Raw genomic sequence first — 17,275 nt, forward strand, 5'->3', positions numbered from 1 at the left:
GTACAACGGGGGTATGTCCTCTCCTGCCCTCTCCTGGCGTGCCCTGGAAACCCGCGTCGGCCTCGACGCCCTGCCCGACTTTCACCGCGCCTTCCTGACCTGGCGCGGGGTGGAGGCCGCCGCCGAGATGCCCCTGCGCCGCGTCGGGCAGCGGGTCGAGGCCGAACTCAACCGGCTGGTGCAAGGGGGGGAAGCCACCCGCGATGGGGACGACTGGCGACTCTCGCCGGGGGCGCTGGCGGGCTTTGACGCGGCGCAGCCCTACCTGTCGCCCGACCCGCTGGAAGGGGCCTGACCCGGCGCGACCTCCACCACCTCGGCCCGCCAGCCTTCGGTGATCCACTCCTGCGCGGCGGCCCCGGCTTCGTCGGCGCTGGGAAAGACCCGGCGCTCGCCCGCGTCGCTCTCCAGCCAGTGGGGTTCGTCCAGCAGGGCATCGTCCCCGTGGGCGTCCTTGTGGACATATTGCAGGCGAACGGCGTAGGGCATCGGGGTCAGGCTACAGAATCCGCTGCCCCAGCAGGCTGGCAGCCATCCCCACCATCACCTCGGCGGTCTGGTTGCGGGTGTCGAGGACCGGGTTGACCTCCACGATGTCGAGGCTGGTGACCCGGCCCGACTCCGAGAGCAGTTCCATCAGCAGGTGCCCCTCGCGGTAGGTCAGGCCCCCGGGGACCGGGGTGCCCACGCCGGGGGCGACCGAGGGGTCGAGGGCGTCGGCGTCGAAGGAGACGTGCAGGCGCTCGGTGTCAGAGAGGCGCTCCAGCGTCTCCTCGGTGATGCGGGTGATCCCGAGCTGGTCCACGTCTTTCATGGTGTAGGCCTTGATTCCAGCCTCCCGCAGCAATTCGCGCTCGTTCGCGTCCACGCTGCGGATGCCGATCATCACGATGTCCTCGGGCTGGAGGTGCCAGCCCCCGCCCAGGCCGGAGAGGTGCGGGTCGCCCAGCCCGGTCAGGTGCGCGACGGGCATTCCGTGGATGTTGCCGCTGGGACTGCTCTGGGGCGTGTTGTAGTCGGTGTGGGCGTCCACCCAGATCAGCCCGGTGCGCCGGGGGGTGCCGCCGCGCAGGGCGTTGCCCGTCACGGTGCCCATGCTGACCGAGTGGTCGCCGCCCAGGGTGACCGGGAAGGTGCCCTCTGGCAGCGCGGCCACCCGCTCGGCGGCGCTGCGGCAGGCGGCGATGATGGGGTCGAGGAAGATCAGGCCGCTCTCCGCGTGCTTGTCCAGCGTCTCGGGCAGGGGCACCTCCACGTCCCCGAGGTCCGTCACCGTGTGCCCCAGCCCCCGCAGCGTGCCCGCGAGGTGGGCGTTTCGCAGCGCCGACGGCCCCATGTCCACCCCCCGGCGTCCCGCGCCGAGGTCCATCGGAATGCCCAGAATGCTCAGGTCCATTCCTTCAGGCTAAGGGCCGGAATGGGGTATGCCTCAGGGCTGCAAGATTATGCCCCCGGCCACAGCGTCCCGCGCCGGGGACGCTACACTCGGCCGGTTCCCGTGCCCGCCTCCTCCGCTTCCGCCCCCACCCCGCCGCGCCGCGTCCTGGTGCTGGCTGACATGGTGCATCCCTTCGTGTACCGCGAGGGCTTCGCCCGCTCGGCCCCGGAGGTGGACCTCGTGCTCGCGGCGGGCGACCTGCCGGGTTACTACCTCGAATTCCTGGCGAGCGTCCTCACCGTGCCCATCCTGTATGTCCACGGCAACCACGGCGACGAGTCGGTGGACGAGGGCGACGGCCCGATTCCCCCGCGCGGGGTCATCGCCGTGCATGGCCGGGTGGTGACGGCGGCGGGGCTGCGCGTGGCGGGCTGGGGCGGGGTGCCGCGTTACCGTCCCGGCGGCGAGGGCCAGTATTCGCCGTCGCAGGCCCGGCGTGGTCTGGGGTGGCTGGGCTGGCAGGCCCGCCGGGGGGTGGACGTGCTGCTCACGCACGCGCCGCCGCTGGGGCCGCACACCGGCAGCGACTACGCCCACCGGGGCTGCCCCGAGATCACCCGTTTCATGGCTCGCCGCCGCCCCCGCCTCGTCGTCCACGGCCACGTCCACGAGTACGAGGGCCGCAAAGCGGACTACGTGGACGAGGCCAGCGGTGCCTGTGTGGTGAACGCCTACGGCTACCGGGTACTGGACATGTGACGCCAGACTGTGAGAACGCCCGCGATTTTCCGCGCTGGCACGCCATTTGTCTTAAGGCCAGGTGACCATTCGGCACATGTGGGGGTGGGGGAGGCTGCGGCATACTTCCCCCTGGCTCCGAGAGGGGCCGGAGGGAGACGCCCACCTCCCATCAAACGGGCGCGCGAGCGGGCCGGAGGCCGGTCCCCGATTGGTTCGAGTCCAGTCACCCGCACCACCACAGGGAGAGTCCACACGGGCTTTCCCTTTCTCTTTGGCCTAGCATCGTCGGGTGTCTGATTCGCCCATCACCAACGCTGAGCGCGTTACCCAGCTTCACCGCGCGTTTGGTTTCACCGTGCCAGAGCAGCCCACGGTCCCCAGTCCCGACCTCCTGAAGCTCCGGCGGACATTTATCCGGGAGGAGGCCAGCGAATTGGAGGCTGAGTTCACGGCCCTACTCACCCAGCTCCAGGCAGGCGAGCCGGTGTCCCCCGGCGACCTCACGCCCCTGGCCCATGAACTCACGGACCTGCTCTACGTCACTTACGGGGCACTGACCACACTGGGAATTGACGCCGACGCCGTCTTCACCGAGGTCCACCACGCCAACATGGCGAAACTCGGCGGCCCAAGACGCGAAGACGGCAAGCTGCTCAAGCCCGAGGGCTGGCAGCCTGCCGACGTGCGGGGGGTAATCGAGGGGCAGGGAATGGGCAGTGGTCAGTAGGCAGTGGCAAAAGCCAAGCCACTCCCCACTCACCGCCTCAGAACGGCGTTTCCTCGTCAGCCACCGCTGCCGGGGCGGGGCGGGCCTGCGGCTGGGCGCGACCTGCTGGTGCCGGAGCGGGGCGGGGACTGGCGGCGGCGGGGCGGCTGCCGGGGATTGCGTAGCGCTCCTGCCGCTTGCCACCCCGGAAAATCGCCAGGGTGACGTATTCGAACTCGCCGTCGGCCTTTTCACGGACGTGGTCGGGGTCTGTGTTCTTGGCGCCCCGGCTGTATTTCACGGCAGCGGGCAGCTTCATCTTGCGGCTGTCCACGGCCTCCAGCTCACGGCGGCGGTAGGCGTGGCCCCGGTGGATGATCAGTTCCTCGCCGTCGGGGCTGGTCCACTTGCGGGCGCCGATCAAGTTCCAGTCGAAGTCGGGTTCGTTGTCGAAGGGGAACTGGTAGCCCCCGGACGGGATGTCGCCGGTCGTCCATCCCAGGCGGCCATACTGCCGCTGAACGTCGAGCAGCTTGTCGGCGCTCTCCACGTCCACCGTGACCCTTGCGCCCAGATCGGTGATGAATTCGATGTGCAGCATGCTGCCTCCTTACGTAAATAACATAACATAGGCGGGACGGTTTTGCAGCAATCTCACTCGTCCTGGGGCGCGATTCGCAGCAAGAGCTCCCGCAGGGTGGCCCGCTCCTCCGGTGTCAGGGCCCGCAGCAGGGCTTCCTCGTGGGCGACGTGGGCTTCTATCAATTCATCCACGGCGGCGCGGCCCTCCGGCGTCAGGGCGGCGCGGACGGTGCGGCGGTCGCGTGGGTCGGGCAGACGGGCCACCCAGCCCCGGCGCTCCAGCCCGTCCACCCGCTTGGTGACGGCGGGCGGGGTCACGGCCATCAGCGTGCCGAGTTCGCCCAGGGTCAGGCCCCCCGGCGGGGCCGAGCGGCGCAGGGTCGCCAGCACGTCGAAGGCGGAGGGGGTCAGGTCGTGCCGGGCGAAAAAGGCGTCCAGGGCCGCCTGGAGCGTCTGACTTGTCCGCTGCACGGCAATCACCGTGAGCATGGGGTCGGGGTTGAGATCGGGCCTCTCCCGGCGCCAGTCCTCCCCGATACGGGCCAGCAGGTCGGCGGTCTTCATCCGCGCCCCCCGGCCGCCCGCTGGCGGTCCCCGGCGAGCAGGGCGACGGCGGCCAGCAGCAGCAGGGCGCTGAGGCCCTCGGCGGCGGAGGGGAGCCGCTGCGCCTGCCCCAGCCAGCCCAGCGCGGGCAGCGCGAGCGCCACCAGCAGTTGCCCCAGCGTCGCGGCCACCGTGCCCACGCCCACCCCCAGCCGGGCCGCCCCGATCAGGTTGAGGGTGACGTAGGTGGCCCCCAGCAGCCCGCCCGTCAGCATCCAGAGGGGCGGCAGGTGCGCCGGACCCTCCCGCCCGACGCCGACCAGCCAGAGGGCCGCCAGCAGCACGCCCCCCACCACGAAGTTCACCAGAGTCGCCGCCAACGGGGTGCCCAGCGCCCGCGCCAGCCGCACGTTGAAGGCCAACCCCGCCGCGAGCCCGATGCCCGCCCCCAGTGTCCCCAGCAGCAATCCGACGTTCATGCCACCCCCCACAGCCGCAGCCCCAGCGCGGCGAGGACCAGCACCAGCGCCCCCGCCCGCGCCGGATTCACCCGCCGCCGCTCCAGCCCCAGCACCCCCAGATGGTCGAGCAGAATCGCGGTGACGACCTGCGCGGCGATCACCAGCGTGGTCGCCACGGCGGTGCCCAGCGCCTGCGTGAGCACCACGCTGCCGACCACATACGCACTGCCGACGACCCCGCCCAGCCAACTCCAGCGCGGGGCTTGCCGGGCGGCGTCCCAATCGGGGCGCTGGCGGCTCAGCGCGAGCAGCGCGAGGAGTCCCAGGGTGCCCGCTGCATAGGAGAGCGTGCCCGTCAGTGTCACCGACCCGAGGTGATCGGCCAGCGCCCCATTCACCGCGAACTGGAGCGGCAGCAGGCCACCGGCCAGCACCGTCAGGGCGAGGGCAGGCCAGAACGCCCGGAATGTCTTTCCCTCCCCACGTGTCTCCTCCATACCGAGATATTTTACCGGAAAAAGATTTTGTTTGAGGCTCGTTCGGTTACGATTCGTCCTCCAGTCGGGCGCTGCTAGACTCGCCGCAGATGCCCAGCCCGATTGCCCGTCTCCGTGACGCTGTCAACGACATTCAGGGGTGGCTCGTGGGTTCCCCCAATTCCGGCGAGGCGGTCGTGCGGCAGGCCATCGTGCTGCGGCTGTTGCAGGCGGCAGGCTTCGACATCTGGAACCCGGCAGAAGTGGTCCCGGAGGAGACGAACGCGACCGGGAACCGCGCCGACTTCCTGATCCGGGCGGGGACGGGCAAGTTCGCGCTGGAGATCAAGGGCATGGGTGTGACGCTGGGCGCGGTGCACTTTCAGCAGGCCGCCACCTACGCCGTCAACGAGGGCACCCGCTGGGCCGTCGTCACCAATGGCCGCGTCTGGACGGTCATTGACGAACATCTGCCGGGCTGGTGGGAAGAACGGGTCGCCCTGCGGGTCGAACTCGGCCAGGAGGGCGATACCTTCGCCGCCGACCTTGCCACGCTGCTGGACGCGGAGACGTGGCGGGCCGACGCCTTTGCCGGAGCTGTGGAGACGGTCCGGCAGCGCCAGCACCAACGCCGCGACGAGGCCCGGATTCAGCGGGAGAAACGTCCCATCGTGGAGGCGATTCAGGCCAGGTATCAGATTCCCACCTTTGAGCTCGCCGCCGAGAACGCGGTGGAAGCGGGCAAGATTACCGAGGCTGAGCGGGACGTGTTGCTGGGGAATGCACCAACCGAGGTTATGGAGTCATGGACCCCTGACGGTGACGAGGACCTGTGGAGGGAGAATTACGCCGTCGGCTATCGCATCAACTTCACTCAGCGCCTGGCCCACTTGCCCACATCACTCGGATTCACCTACAGCATCAAGGGCGCACAGGCGCGGGTGTGCTGGGAAACCACGCGAGACGTATGGGTTGTCAAGAAGGGAAGCACAGCTTTAGACCGAGTCCTTGCCAGCAGTCCGGATGCGGCTTTTATTCAGGGGATGCGTGACAGACTATTAAGGGAGGGCGCCCTCCGCCGAATTGATGGGAGCCTCTTGGAGTACGTCAAGGACGTGGAGTATTCCAGCGCGAGCATGTCAGCCTCGCAGATAGCGGGTGGAACTCGGAATGGCTGGCGCTGCTGGAAAGACCCTAATGGACGACCGGCGAGTTACTGGAATGACATTCCTAAGACGGAGACTGAGCAGGATTAACTTTCCCGCTCCCGCCGCGACACCGTCCCCAGAAACAGCGCCAGCACCGGCCCCTGCTCGCCCCGCCGGACCTCCACCCGGTAGGTCGCCAGGGTGCGGCCCACCCGCTCGGGTGTGGCGACGGCGACCAGCTCATCGCCCGGACGTGCTGCACGGAAAAAGCTCAGGTGCGTCTCGACCGCGACTGCCTGCGCTTCCAGATTGCTGATGACGGCGAAGGCCTCGTCCGCGAGGCTGAACAGCAGGCCGCCGTGCGCGGTGCCGTGCATGTTCAGCCCGCCTTCTGTGACGGTCAGCGTCACGCGGGTCAGGCCCGGCGTGGCCTCCAGCAGCCGCATTCCCAGCGTGTCGGCGTAGCTCATGGAAGCCAGCGTACCGCCCCCGGTGCCACTCGCCGGGGGCAGTGAGGAAAGGAGAGGGGTCAGCCGCGCGGCTGGTACGGGCAGGCGACCTCGCCCGCCGGGTCGTCCGGTCCCGCCGCCTCCCAGTCGTAGGGGTAGACCTCGCGGCAGGAAAGGCCATTGCGGGTGCCATGACTGCGGGCGTGGCGGTCCACCGCGTCGTAGGCGGCCATCAGCTCGTGGTACTCGAAGTCGGCCTTGCGGACGGTCACGAAGGCCTCCATGTGGGCGGGTTCCTCGCGGGTGGTGAAGTCGCCACTGGGCTGCACCGGCCCCCGGTAGGGCACGCAGACCTCCACCGGGCCGTCCGAGTCAGCATTGACCTCGCCGTGGTAGATCACGACGGGCGGGCCAGCGACCTCTGCCCCCTGCGCCTGCACCTCGGCGTGCAGGCGGTCCATGGAGGCACCGATAAAGGCGCTGAGGTCCGGCAGGAACACGCGGCGCTGGGTGGTCAGGACCAATTGGGCGGGCACGTCGCGGGTCTGGACTTCGTAACTCGTGGGCATGGGGTCTCCTCTCAGGGTGTGGATCAGGTGCCGCGCGACGGCGGCCCGCTGAAGGTGAAGGGCCTGCGCCGCCCGCCAGTGCGCCTCCACCCGCCCGGCCCGCTCGTGTGTGGGGGCGTCCAGCAGGGCGCGGATGTCGGCCAGCGGCATCTCGACCGTTCGGAGCAGGCCGATCAAGCGGGCCGTCTCGATCTGACCGGGCGCGTAGAAGCGGTACCCCGTGGCCGGGTCCACCCGGTCGGGGGGCAGCAGCCCCAGGTCGTCGTACAGCCGCAGCGCCTTGAGACTGAGGCGCGAGGCGCGGGCAAAGGCGCCGATGGGAAGCGTGTCCTGGGTGTCGGTCATACGGCCCTCCGGAGGTGAGGGCAGCATGCGGCCTGCCCCTGGGGGAGGGTCAAGCGCCCCGCCGCTATGCTGCCTCCCATGAGTTTCGACCTCCCCACCACCGTGGACCTGCTGCTGCGCCTGCTGAACACCCCCAGCCCGACCGGATTCACCGAGGGGGCGATCCGCTTGCTGGAGGCCGAACTGGACACCCTGGGCGTTCCGCACGCCCGCACGAAGAAGGGGGCGCTGACCTGGGAGATCGCCGGGACGGGCGCGGGCCACACCACCTTCAGCGGCCACGTGGACACGCTGGGGGCGATGGTCAAGGAGATCAAGGAGGGCGGCCGCCTGCGCCTTGCCATGCTGGGAGGCTACGACTGGGCGACGGTCGAGGGCGCATACGTGCAGGTGCATCCCCAGGGGGGCGCGGTCGTCACGGGCACCGTCGTGAACACCCTCCAGAGCACCCATGTCCACGGCCCCGCCCTGCGCGAGCTGAGGCGCGAGCAGAGCGTGATGGAGGTCCGGCTGGATGCCCGCACCGCCTCCCCGGAGGAGACGCGGGCGCTGGGCATCGAGGTGGGCGATTTCGTGAGCTTCGAGCCCCGCGCCCTGCTGACGGACGCCGGGTACGTCAAGGGTCGCCACCTCGACGACAAGGCCGCTGTCGCCGTCTTCGTGGGCGTGACCCGCGCCTTGCAGGAGACGCCGCCCGCCCGCACGGTCGCCTTCCACATCACCACCTACGAGGAGGTCGGGCATGGGGCCGCGACCGGCATTCCGCCCCACACCGACGAGCTGATTGCGGTGGACATGGCCGCTGTGGGCGAGGGCCAGACGAGCAGCGAGCACCACGTCACCCTCTGCGTGGCCGACAGTGGTGGACCCTATGACCACGCCCTCGGCAACCGCCTGCGCGAGTCGGCGCGGCGGGCGGGGCTGGAGCTGCGGGTGGACCTCTACCCCTACTACGCCTCGGACGGCACGGCGGCGTGGCGGGCGGGCGGCGACTATCCGGTCGCGCTGATCGGCCCCGGCGTAGACGCCAGCCACGCCTACGAGCGCACCCACACCGACGCGCTGGAAGCCACCGCCCGGCTGATGCTGGCGCACGTGCAGGCTGGATAACCCCACACAGTGCGCTCCCCGCCCCCGCGCTAGCATCGGCCCTGGCTCCCGTCCTCTGCGGGACCGGGGCCGACCTCTTTCGGGGCGGGGTGAGACTCCCCACCGGCGGTGATCCAGCTTCTGGCTGGTCAGCCCGCGAAGCCCGCGCAAACTGCACCACGCGCGAGGCCCGACCCGGTGAAACTCCGGGGCCGACGGTGTCATGGCGAACAGAGACGCGAAGGATGCGGCAAGAAAGCTGAGGGGCCGTCCCCGAAGCTCAGGCCCCCAGAACGCCGTTGCCATTCAGTCCGGATGGAAGAAGGAGGCCGCCTTGCCCACCACCCCGGTGGGCGGCGACACCGTATGTCTGGAATGAACAGTCCTGGGACTGGCGCCTCGCCCGTTGGAGAGGTGTCACGCCCAGAAGACGCAGAGCACATGGCCCTCGCGCTGGCCGAAGCCGCGCGGAGCCTGGGCCGCACCGCCCCCAACCCAGCGGTGGGCTGCGTACTCGTGCAGGGGGGCGAGGTGGTGGGCCGGGGCTTTCACCCCCGCGCCGGGGACCCCCACGCCGAGGTCTTCGCCCTGCGGGAGGCGGGCGAGCGGACCAGGGGCGCGACCGCCTACGTCACCCTGGAGCCGTGCAGCCACTTTGGTCGCACCCCCCCCTGCGCCGACGCCCTGCTCGCGGCGGGCGTGGGGCGGGTGGTCGTCGCCGCCCTGGACCCCAACCCCCAGGTTGCTGGACGCGGTGTGGCAAGGCTGCGCGAGGCCGGGATTCCCGTCACCGTCGGTGTGGGCGAGGCCGAGGCTCTGCGCCAGCAATCAGGTTTCCGCTCGCTGGTCACGCGCAGTCGGCCCTGGGTGACCTACAAGTACGCGGTGACGCTGGACGGCAAGGTCGCGGCGGCGGGAGAGGCGAATGGGGCCGTCACCTCCCAAGAGGCGCGGGCACGGGTGATGCGCTGGCGTAACGAGGCGGACGCCATCGCGGTGGGCATCGGCACCGTCCTGGCTGACGATCCCCGCCTCACCACACGCGGGTTGGAGGGCGGACGCGACCCCCGCCCGGTGATCTTCGACCCCCGCGCCCGCACGCCATTGACTGCCCAGGCGCTGCGGCCGGGTACCATCCTCGTGACCGCGCCAGAAGCCGACACCCGCGCCCTGGAAGACCGGGGCGCCTACATACTGCGGGTCACCGGCCTGCCCGACGCGCTGCACCAGTTGGGCCGCTTGAACCTCGCCAGCCTGCTGCTGGAGGGCGGCCCCACCCTGGCCAGCGCCCTGTTCGCGGCCGGACTCATCGACGAGGTGCGGGCGCTCGTGGCTCCCAAGCTGCTGGGCGCGGGTCTCTCCCCACTGAGCGGCCCCGCGCGGGGGATGGGCCACGCCGCCGCCCTGCGTGACACTTACGTCGAATCCCTCGGCCCGGATGTGCTGATCTCGGGCCTGCTGCACGACATTCCCCGCCTGAGCGTGGGAGGAGCAAACTGATGTTCACCGGAATCGTGGAACAGGTCGGCCGCGTCACGCACGCCGCCGAACAGAACGGCACCCTCACCCTGACCGTCACGCCGGGGCGGATGTGGTCCGACCTCGCGCTGGGGGAGTCCATCGCCTGCTCGGGCACCTGCCTCACCGTGACGGGGTGGGACGAGACGGGCTTTACCGTGGATCTCAGCCGTGAGACGCTCGCCAAGACAGCGCCGCACTGGGGAGTCGGTGCCCGGCTCAACCTCGAACGGGCGATGACCGCCTCGGGCCGCTTCGGCGGGCATGTGGTGAGCGGGCATGTGGACGGCACGGGCGAGATTCTGGAGATGCGGGAGGAGCCTGGCGCGTACACCCTGCGCGTCCGCGCCGCGCCGCATCTGGCCCGCTACTTCGTGCCCAAGGGGAGCGTCACGGTGGACGGCGTGTCCCTGACCGTCGTGGATACAGGTGGTCCTGGCGGCAGCCGCACAGACCTCGCTCCCGACGAGTTCACCCTCTGGCTGGTGCCGCACACGCTGGAGGTCACCACCCTGGGGGACTGGCGCCCCGGCACGGTGGTCAATCTGGAGGCCGACCAGATGGCGAAGTATGTCGAGCGGCTGCTCCTGATGCGCGACTTCGGGCAGCCGGAGGTGGCGCGATGACCCTGGCCTCCATCCCCGATCTGCTGGCCGAGTTGCGGGCCGGGCGTCCGGTCATCCTGGTGGACGACGAGGGCCGCGAGAACGAGGGCGACCTGCTGATGCCCGCCGAGACCGCCACGCCGGAGTGGGTCAACTTCATGGCGCGGGAGGGCCGGGGCCTGATCTGCGTGACCCTGCCTCCCGAGCGGGCCGCCGAGCTGGACCTCGCGCCGATGGTGCGCTCCAGTACCGATCCCAACGGCACCGCCTTCACGGTCAGCGTGGACCATGTCAGCAACTCCACCGGGATCAGCGCCTACGACCGCGCGGCGACGATTGCGGCGCTGGCCGACCCCGCCGCGACCCCCGCCGACTTCCGCCGTCCGGGGCATATCTTCCCGCTCGTCGCGCGGCCCGGCGGTGTCCTGCGCCGCGCCGGGCACACCGAGGCGGGATGCGACCTCTCTCGGCTCGCGGGCTTCGCGCCCGTGGGCGTGATCTGCGAGATCATGGGCGACAGCGGCGAGATGCTGCGCCTGCCCGACCTCCTCGCTTTCGGGGGGAGGCATGGCCTAAAGGTCGGCTCTATCGAGGCGCTGATCGCCTACCGGATGGAACACGACCCCTTCCTGCGGGTGGCGGCCGAGGCGAAGTTACCGACCGAGTACGGTGAGTTCCGGCTGGTCGGGTTTGAGGACAGCCTCTCCGGGGCCGAGCACGTCGCCCTCGTGATGGGCGAGGTGGATGAAAAGCCATTGTTGGTGCGGGTCCACTCCGAGTGCCTGACCGGGGACGCCTTCCACTCGCTGCGCTGCGACTGCGGGCCGCAGCGGGACGCGGCGCTGCGGGCGATTGCGGAAGAAGGCCGGGGCGTCCTCGTCTACCTGCGGCAGGAGGGCCGGGGCATCGGCCTGCTGAACAAGATTCGCGCCTACGCCCTGCAAGACGGCGGGGCCGACACGGTGGACGCCAACCTGCAACTCGGCTTTCCCGCCGACGCCCGCGACTTCGGGATCGGCGCCCAGATGCTGCACCTGCTGGGGGCCCGGCGCCTGCGCGTCCTGACCAACAACCCCCGCAAGCTGCACTCGCTGGGGGGCTTCGGACTGGAGGTTGTGGAGCGGGTGCCGCTGCACGTCGGCCAGAACGCGCACAACGCGGGGTATCTGGCGACGAAGGGAGCGAAGTTGGGACATCTGCGGTAGGCCGGCAGGGGAGAGGGCGGCGGAGCTTCGTGTCCGCCGCCCTCCCTGCCCTGCCTTACAGCGTCACGCCGTACAGCGCCCCGTACTTCCCCCGCAGGTATTTCAGGTACGGCTCCACCGTCATGCCCTGCCCGGTCGCCCGCTCCACCAGCTCGTTCGGGGCGTAGCGGCGGCCGGGTGCATACACGTTCTCGCGCAGCCAACCGTGCAGCCGCCCGAAGTCGGCGCGGGCGATGTCGCCTTCCAGGCCGGGGTTGGCCCGTTCGGCGGCGGCGTAGAACTGGGCGCTGAGCACGTTGCCCAGCGTGTAGCCCTGAAAGGCCCCGCCGATGCTCCCGAAGTACCAGTGCACGTCCTGCAGGACACCGTTCACGTCGCTCTCGGCCCGCAGGCCCAGGTTCTGTTCATAGGCGGCGTGCCACGCGTCGGCGAGGTCACGCACCGCCAGCCGCCCGGACAGCAGCTCGCGCTCCAGCTCGAAGCGGGTGATGACATGCAGGTTGTAAGTCAGCTCATCGGCGTCGGTGCGGATCAAGGAGCGGGCGACCACGTTGGAGGCGCGGTGCATCTCCTCCTCGGTCACGTCTCCCAGTTGCTCCGGGAAGGCGTCGCGGAACTTGCCGAAGTACGCGGCCCAGAAGGCCCGGCTGCGCCCCACGAGGTTCTCCCACAGCCGCGACTGGCTCTCGTGGACGCCCGCGCTGACGCCGCCGCCCAGCGGGGTGCCCAGCAGGTCCTCCGCCACGCCCTGCTCGTACATCGCGTGGCCGGACTCGTGCAGGGTGGAGTACAGCGCTTCCGTCGGGTCGTTGTCCTTCACCCGTGTCGTGATGCGCACGTCCTGCGCGCCCAGCCGGGTCATGAAGGGGTGGTGGGTGAGGTCCTGCCGCCCGCGCGTGAAGTCGTACCCGTAGTCCCGGATCACGCTCTCCCCGAAGGCGAGCTGATCGGCGCCGGGGTAGTGCCGCGCCAGGAAGTCGGTGCGGGGCGCCTCGGCCCCGGTCACGGCGTCCACCATCGGGACCAGCGCCTCCCTGAGCGCCGCGAAGACCTCGCCCACCTGCGCGGCGGTCATGCCCTCGTCGGACTGGTCAATGAAATAGTCCATCGGGTCTGCGAATTCGGGAAAGTAGCTCGCCGCTTGGAGGCTCAGGTCCAGCGACTTCTCGAGGTAAGGCACCATCCGCGCGAAGTCGTTCTCCGGCCGCGCCCCGGTCCACGCCGAGTAGCTCTCGCCGCCGTGCTGGCTCCACTCGGCCACGAAGGCGGCGGGAAAGCGGGTCGCTTCCTCGAAGTCCTTGCGGGCCACCGCCACCATGCGCGATTGAACGGGGGAGAGGTCGCTGCGCCCGCCAAGTTCTTCCAGCAGCCGTCCGTAGGCCGGGTCGGTCGCCCGCTCATGCCGCAGCCGCGAGAGCAGCGCCCGTTGCCGCGAGCGCCCGGCGGCGGCCCCGGCGGGCAGGTAGGTGCTCTGGTCCCAGCCCAGCAGGGAGCCGATGCCGCCCAGGTCGGCAAGTTCCTGAAACCGGGTCTGGAGTTCGGCCCAGGCCGTGTCGGTATGGGTTGTGGTCACGCCCGTCAGCCTACCGCGTCCCGCCTCGGCGGGCCTCGGCCTTCTGGCCTGGACAATAGGGCATGACCGACGAGCAACTCTCCCGCCGCCTCTCCTACCTGCTGCGGCATGCGCCCGACAAGATGAATGTGACGTTGGAGCCGGGCGGCTGGGCACCCGTGGACGCCGTGCTGCGGACCTTGCGGATGCCCCGGTCCCGGCTGGAGCGGGTGGTCGCCGCCGACCGCAAGGGGCGCTACACGCTTCAGGGTGAGCGTATCCGCGCCAACCAGGGCCACAGCGTGGAGGTGGACTTGCGGCTGCCGCTCACCGTGCCGCCGCCCCTGCTGTACCACGGCACCCACGCGGGCGTGCTGAACGCCATTCGCGCGGAGGGCCTCAGGCCGATGGGCCGCCACCACGTCCACCTCTCGCGCGACGAGGGGGCGGCGCGGCAGGTGGGGGCACGGCGGGGAAGGTCGGTCGTGCTGAGGGTGCAGGCGGGGCGGATGTACGGGGCCGGGCACCCCTTCTACCGCAGCGAGAACGGCGTGTGGCTGGCAGAGGCCGTGCCGCCCGAGTTTCTGGAGTTTCCGGCGGGGGAGTAGGCTGGCCCCATGACCCTGGAACAGGCCCGCGCCGCCCTGAGAACCGCCCGCCGCGTGGCCGTCCTGACCGGCGCGGGCGTCAGTGCCGAGAGTGGCATCCCCACCTTCCGCGACGCGCAGACGGGGCACTGGGCACGCTTCCGCCCCGAGGACCTCGCCAGCCCGCAGGCCTACCGCCGCGACCCGGAGACCGTCTGGGCATGGTACGCGGGCCGCTACCGGGACGTGAGCCGGGCGCAACCGAACGAGGCCCACCGCCTCCTCGCCCGGCTGGAGCGGGAAAAGGGTGACGGCTTTTTCCTCGCCACCCAGAACGTGGACGGCCTGCACGCGCGGGCGGGCAGCGAGCGCCTCGTGGAGCTGCACGGCAACCTCAGCACCGCCCGTTGCGAGGTCTGCGGAACCGTCGCGCCTCTGCCCGACCCGGAAACGTTCACGCCGCCGCCGACTTGCCCGGTGTGCAGTTCCCGAATGCGCCCCAACATCGTCTGGTTCGGGGAGTTTCTGCCCGAGCTGGCGCTGGAGGCCGCCACCCGCGCCTTTGAGGGGGCGGAAGTCGCCCTGATCGTGGGCACGAGCGGTCAGGTCTACCCGGCGGCGGGCCTCGCGCTGGAAACCCGGCGGGCGGGCGGCGTGGTGATCGAGGTCAACCCCGACGAGACGGAACTCACGCCCGACATGAGTTGCAGCGTGCGGGACGTGGCGTCACGGGGGCTGGCGGCGCTGCTGGGGGAGGGCTGACCGCCCAACCGGGACGCCTGTCACACCCGGTCCGGCGCCCCGCCTGTTAAACTTCCCCGTTTGAACGGGGCCGACGACGTGTCCCGCAAGGGGTGAGACGTGACCGCAGCCGAAGCCATGCCGCAACCGACCGAGGTGTTTCCCGCACCCATCAAGACCGTGGAACCGGGCAGCCCCGCCGAACGCGCGGGCGTCCGGCCCGGCGACCTGCTGATCCGGGTGAACGGTGAATCCGTGACCGACGTGCTGGCCTACCGCCACCGCCTCTCGCAGGGGCGGGCGACGCTGGAGATCAGCCGCCCGGTGGAGCGCCCCTCGGTCCTTTCCGGTGTCCTCGGCGTGGCGCAGGACCACCACCGCCTGGACTACGACCCGGCGGCCCCCACCTTCACCTTCGACGTGGAATGGGAAGACCCCGGCCTCGACTTCGAGGAAGTGCTGTTCGACGGCATCAAGAAGTGCGCCAACAAGTGCGACTTCTGCTATGTCCACCAGATGCCGCGCGGCTTTCGCAAGAGCCTCTACATCATGGACGACGACTACCGCCTGTCCTTCCTGTACGGCTCCTTTGTCACGCTCACCAACCTGACGGAAGGCGACATCAACCGGATTCTCGACGAGAACCTCTCCCCGCTGTACGTGTCGGTCCACACGGCCAACCAGGACCTGCGCCAGGACCTGATGAAGTGGTGGAAGCTCAAGGTCAAGGACCCCCAAGCCGTGCAGATTCGTTCCATGATCGAGCGGCTGGAACCCATCGACCTCTACACCCAGATCGTCCTCGTGCCGGGCCGCAACGATCGCGAGCACCTCGACGACACGGTGGAGTACCTCAGCAGCCGTCCCAACGTGATCTCGGCGGCGGTGGTGCCCATCGGCCTGACCGGGCACCGCAAGAACCTGCCTGATGTGCGGACCTTCACGCGCGAGGAGGCGCAGGATACGCTCGCCCGCCTCAACCGCTGGCGCAAGCAGTTCTTGGCCGAGCGCGGCACCCGTTTCGTCTTCCCCTCCGACGAGCTGTACCTGCTCGCCGGAGAGCCGCTCCCCACCGAGGAGGAATACGAGGGCTTCCCCATGCTGGAAAACGGCGTGGGCATGATCCGCGACTTTCTGACCGAGGGGCTGCCGGAGCTGCCCGCCGCCCTGCCTGCGCCCCGCAAAGTGATCCTGGGGACGGGGCTGCTGTTCGCCGAGTCGCTCGACCGGGCGGTGGAACCGCTGCGGCAGATTGAGGGCCTGGAGATCGAGGTCCGGGCGGTGGAGAACAAGACCTTCGGGCGCGTGACCACCGTGGCGGGTCTGCTGACGGGCCGCTGCTTCCGGCATGCGGTCAAGGCTGGCGAGGCCGACTTGCTGATCGTGCCGCCGACCACCCTGCGTTACGGCACCGAGCTGATGCTGGACGACACCAGCCTCTCCGAGCTGCGGACCGAGTTCCGAATGGACGTGCGTCCCGGTGGGGCGACCCTGGGCGAACTCGCCCGCGTCATCCTCGACGGCGTGCAGAGCAGCGGCCACCAGTGGGGCATGAGCGCCCACGCGGTCAAGGAGAGCCGGGGGCAGGCCTAGCCCGTCACTCCCCAAGACCCATTCTTGTGCTTGCGGTAACACACAGGCAAACTGTCCCATGCTCAGAGGGTTCCGGGATTTCGTGCTGCGCGGCAACGTCGTGGACCTTGCGGTCGGTGTGGTGATCGGGGCCGCCTTCACCGGCATCGTGACGGCCTTTTCGAACAGCTTCATCAATCCGCTGATCAAGGCGGTCACTGGGGGTGGGGCGCAGGTGGGCGGCACCTTCACGCTGAACGGAGCGGTGTTCGACTACGGCGCCTTTATCACGGCGCTGCTGAACTTCCTGATCGTGGCGGCCATCCTGTATTTCCTGGTAGTCACCCCGGTCAACCGCATCAACGAGCGCTTCAAGCGCGAGGACAAGCCCGCCGTGGCCGAACCCAGCAACGAGGAAAAGCTCCTCGCCGAGATTCGGGACGAACTGCGCCGACGGCCCTGAGGCGCGTCGGCTGCCCTATCCTTTCCCCATGACCCTGAACTCCGCCGAGCTGCACGCCCGCACCTTCCGCTCCCACCGCGGAGCCCTGATGGACCTCTACGCGGAGCTGCCCGAGGAGCATGGCCACTTCGCTGCGTGGGAGGGCGGCATGAGCTTGATCGGGCAGGCCGACCACCTCGCCGACAGCAGCGTGATGATGCTGGGCATGATCGCGGGACAGGCTCCCCAGCGCCCCGCTCCCGGTGCCGGAAGTGCCAGCGTCGCCGAGGTGCGTGAGCGCCTGCGCCAGACCACCGAGCAGGTGGCCTCGGCCGTCGCCGCCCTGAGCGAGGAGGACCTCGCCCGCAGCGTGCCCGCCTTCGGGGGCCGCCCCCTCCCCGTCGCCGCGCTGCTCGACATGCTGATCGGCCACGAGGCCCACCACAAGGGCCAGGTCTGGGTGATGGCCCGGCAGGTGGGGGTCAAGCCGCCGATGTTCGTGAAGATGGGGTAATTCCGGGCACAGCCCCGAGCGAAGCGAGCAGAAGGGAAACGCCGCCTGCCGC

At 70.1% G+C, this 17,275-nt stretch carries 22 protein-coding genes; 13 read left to right on the forward strand and 9 right to left on the reverse strand.

Annotation, left to right across the window (positions count from 1 at the left end; translation table 11 throughout):
* Window positions 1-13 precede the first annotated feature (13 nt).
* The gene (locus L1280_RS13130) at window positions 14-295 is read left to right on the forward strand and encodes a hypothetical protein (RefSeq protein ID WP_253582739.1); all 282 of its coding nucleotides are present in this window, start codon (window positions 14-16) and stop codon (window positions 293-295) included.
* On the opposite strand, the gene L1280_RS13135 is transcribed toward L1280_RS13130, so the two are convergent.
* Entirely contained in the window at window positions 262-489 is a 228-nt protein-coding gene (locus L1280_RS13135) for a hypothetical protein (RefSeq protein WP_104991570.1), read from the reverse strand. The genes L1280_RS13130 and L1280_RS13135 overlap by 34 nt on opposite strands.
* Before the next feature lie 10 nt (window positions 490-499).
* A complete protein-coding gene (gene rocF, locus L1280_RS13140; protein WP_253582740.1) occupies window positions 500-1,396 on the reverse strand; it encodes an arginase in 897 nt (298 codons plus the stop codon).
* Between the two features lie 102 nt (window positions 1,397-1,498).
* Between rocF and L1280_RS13145 the strand changes: the two genes are divergently transcribed.
* Together L1280_RS13145 and L1280_RS13150 are read left to right on the forward strand one after the other, a co-directional pair.
* On the forward strand, window positions 1,499-2,137 hold the full coding sequence (locus L1280_RS13145; RefSeq protein WP_371922920.1) for a metallophosphoesterase: 639 nt from the start codon (window positions 1,499-1,501) through the stop codon (window positions 2,135-2,137).
* Window positions 2,138-2,408: 271 nt separating this feature from the next.
* Window positions 2,409-2,846, forward strand: coding sequence for a hypothetical protein (locus L1280_RS13150; RefSeq protein WP_253582741.1), 438 nt, complete (start codon window positions 2,409-2,411; stop codon window positions 2,844-2,846).
* Window positions 2,847-2,883: 37 nt separating this feature from the next.
* On the opposite strand, the gene L1280_RS13155 is transcribed toward L1280_RS13150, so the two are convergent.
* Genes L1280_RS13155 through L1280_RS13170 form a run of 4 tightly spaced genes read right to left on the reverse strand, consistent with a single transcriptional unit; the run spans window position 2,884 to window position 4,908 of the window.
* On the reverse strand, window positions 2,884-3,426 hold the full coding sequence (locus L1280_RS13155; RefSeq protein WP_253582742.1) for a single-stranded DNA-binding protein: 543 nt from the start codon (window positions 3,424-3,426) through the stop codon (window positions 2,884-2,886).
* A 53-nt stretch (window positions 3,427-3,479) separates the two neighbouring features.
* Complete coding sequence (locus tag L1280_RS13160) at window positions 3,480-3,971, reverse strand: MarR family winged helix-turn-helix transcriptional regulator (RefSeq protein ID WP_253582743.1); 492 nt, start codon at window positions 3,969-3,971, stop codon at window positions 3,480-3,482.
* The gene (locus tag L1280_RS13165) at window positions 3,968-4,429 is read right to left on the reverse strand and encodes a DMT family transporter (protein WP_253582744.1); all 462 of its coding nucleotides are present in this window, start codon (window positions 4,427-4,429) and stop codon (window positions 3,968-3,970) included. Before L1280_RS13165 ends, L1280_RS13160 begins: the two co-directional genes overlap by 4 nt.
* On the reverse strand, window positions 4,426-4,908 hold the full coding sequence (locus L1280_RS13170) for a DMT family transporter (RefSeq protein WP_253582745.1): 483 nt from the start codon (window positions 4,906-4,908) through the stop codon (window positions 4,426-4,428). Before L1280_RS13170 ends, L1280_RS13165 begins: the two co-directional genes overlap by 4 nt.
* An 89-nt stretch (window positions 4,909-4,997) precedes the next feature.
* Between L1280_RS13170 and L1280_RS13175 the strand changes: the two genes are divergently transcribed.
* Window positions 4,998-6,143 (forward strand): DUF4357 domain-containing protein, encoded by a 1,146-nt coding sequence (locus tag L1280_RS13175; protein ID WP_253582746.1) that lies wholly within the window; start codon window positions 4,998-5,000, stop codon window positions 6,141-6,143.
* Here the strand turns inward: L1280_RS13175 and paaI are convergent.
* Both paaI and L1280_RS13185 read right to left on the reverse strand, forming a co-directional pair.
* Window positions 6,140-6,505: a hydroxyphenylacetyl-CoA thioesterase PaaI gene (gene paaI, locus L1280_RS13180; RefSeq protein ID WP_253582747.1), complete on the reverse strand. Its 366-nt coding sequence runs from the start codon at window positions 6,503-6,505 to the stop codon at window positions 6,140-6,142. The genes L1280_RS13175 and paaI overlap by 4 nt on opposite strands.
* Before the next feature lie 59 nt (window positions 6,506-6,564).
* Window positions 6,565-7,398, reverse strand: a complete 834-nt coding sequence (locus L1280_RS13185) for a MerR family transcriptional regulator (RefSeq protein WP_253582748.1) — start codon at window positions 7,396-7,398, stop codon at window positions 6,565-6,567.
* A gap of 78 nt (window positions 7,399-7,476) precedes the next feature.
* On the opposite strand from L1280_RS13185, the gene L1280_RS13190 reads away from it, so the two are divergent.
* The 4 genes from L1280_RS13190 to L1280_RS13205 all read left to right on the forward strand — a co-directional run bounded on the left by L1280_RS13190 (window position 7,477) and on the right by L1280_RS13205 (window position 11,815).
* Window positions 7,477-8,508, forward strand: a complete 1,032-nt coding sequence (locus L1280_RS13190) for a M42 family metallopeptidase (protein ID WP_253582749.1) — start codon at window positions 7,477-7,479, stop codon at window positions 8,506-8,508.
* Window positions 8,509-8,928: 420 nt separating this feature from the next.
* The gene (gene ribD / locus L1280_RS13195; RefSeq protein ID WP_253582782.1) at window positions 8,929-9,987 is read left to right on the forward strand and encodes a bifunctional diaminohydroxyphosphoribosylaminopyrimidine deaminase/5-amino-6-(5-phosphoribosylamino)uracil reductase RibD; all 1,059 of its coding nucleotides are present in this window, start codon (window positions 8,929-8,931) and stop codon (window positions 9,985-9,987) included.
* Window positions 9,987-10,631 carry a riboflavin synthase gene (locus L1280_RS13200; protein ID WP_253582750.1) on the forward strand — a complete coding sequence of 215 codons (645 nt, stop codon included), beginning with the start codon at window positions 9,987-9,989 and terminating at the stop codon, window positions 10,629-10,631. The genes ribD and L1280_RS13200 overlap by 1 nt, the downstream gene beginning before the upstream one ends.
* Window positions 10,628-11,815 (forward strand): bifunctional 3,4-dihydroxy-2-butanone-4-phosphate synthase/GTP cyclohydrolase II, encoded by a 1,188-nt coding sequence (locus tag L1280_RS13205; RefSeq protein ID WP_253582751.1) that lies wholly within the window; start codon window positions 10,628-10,630, stop codon window positions 11,813-11,815. Before L1280_RS13200 ends, L1280_RS13205 begins: the two co-directional genes overlap by 4 nt.
* A gap of 55 nt (window positions 11,816-11,870) precedes the next feature.
* Here L1280_RS13205 and L1280_RS13210 read toward each other — a convergent pair whose 3' ends face one another.
* A complete protein-coding gene (locus L1280_RS13210) occupies window positions 11,871-13,388 on the reverse strand; it encodes a carboxypeptidase M32 (RefSeq protein WP_253582752.1) in 1,518 nt (505 codons plus the stop codon).
* 62 nt (window positions 13,389-13,450) lie between these two features.
* Between L1280_RS13210 and L1280_RS13215 the strand changes: the two genes are divergently transcribed.
* The 5 genes from L1280_RS13215 to L1280_RS13235 all read left to right on the forward strand — a co-directional run bounded on the left by L1280_RS13215 (window position 13,451) and on the right by L1280_RS13235 (window position 17,223).
* Window positions 13,451-13,975 carry an RNA 2'-phosphotransferase gene (locus L1280_RS13215; RefSeq protein WP_253582753.1) on the forward strand — a complete coding sequence of 175 codons (525 nt, stop codon included), beginning with the start codon at window positions 13,451-13,453 and terminating at the stop codon, window positions 13,973-13,975.
* Between the two features lie 9 nt (window positions 13,976-13,984).
* Complete coding sequence (locus L1280_RS13220) at window positions 13,985-14,716, forward strand: NAD-dependent deacylase (RefSeq protein WP_253582754.1); 732 nt, start codon at window positions 13,985-13,987, stop codon at window positions 14,714-14,716.
* Between the two features lie 117 nt (window positions 14,717-14,833).
* Complete coding sequence (locus L1280_RS13225; RefSeq protein WP_253582783.1) at window positions 14,834-16,288, forward strand: DUF512 domain-containing protein; 1,455 nt, start codon at window positions 14,834-14,836, stop codon at window positions 16,286-16,288.
* A 58-nt stretch (window positions 16,289-16,346) separates the two neighbouring features.
* Window positions 16,347-16,730, forward strand: coding sequence for a large conductance mechanosensitive channel protein MscL (gene mscL / locus L1280_RS13230; RefSeq protein WP_253582755.1), 384 nt, complete (start codon window positions 16,347-16,349; stop codon window positions 16,728-16,730).
* Between the two features lie 28 nt (window positions 16,731-16,758).
* Window positions 16,759-17,223 carry a DinB family protein gene (locus tag L1280_RS13235; RefSeq protein WP_253582756.1) on the forward strand — a complete coding sequence of 155 codons (465 nt, stop codon included), beginning with the start codon at window positions 16,759-16,761 and terminating at the stop codon, window positions 17,221-17,223.
* Window positions 17,224-17,275 lie beyond the last annotated feature (52 nt).

The organism is Deinococcus sp. HSC-46F16 (assembly GCF_024171495.1).
GTDB lineage: Bacteria > Deinococcota > Deinococci > Deinococcales > Deinococcaceae > Deinococcus.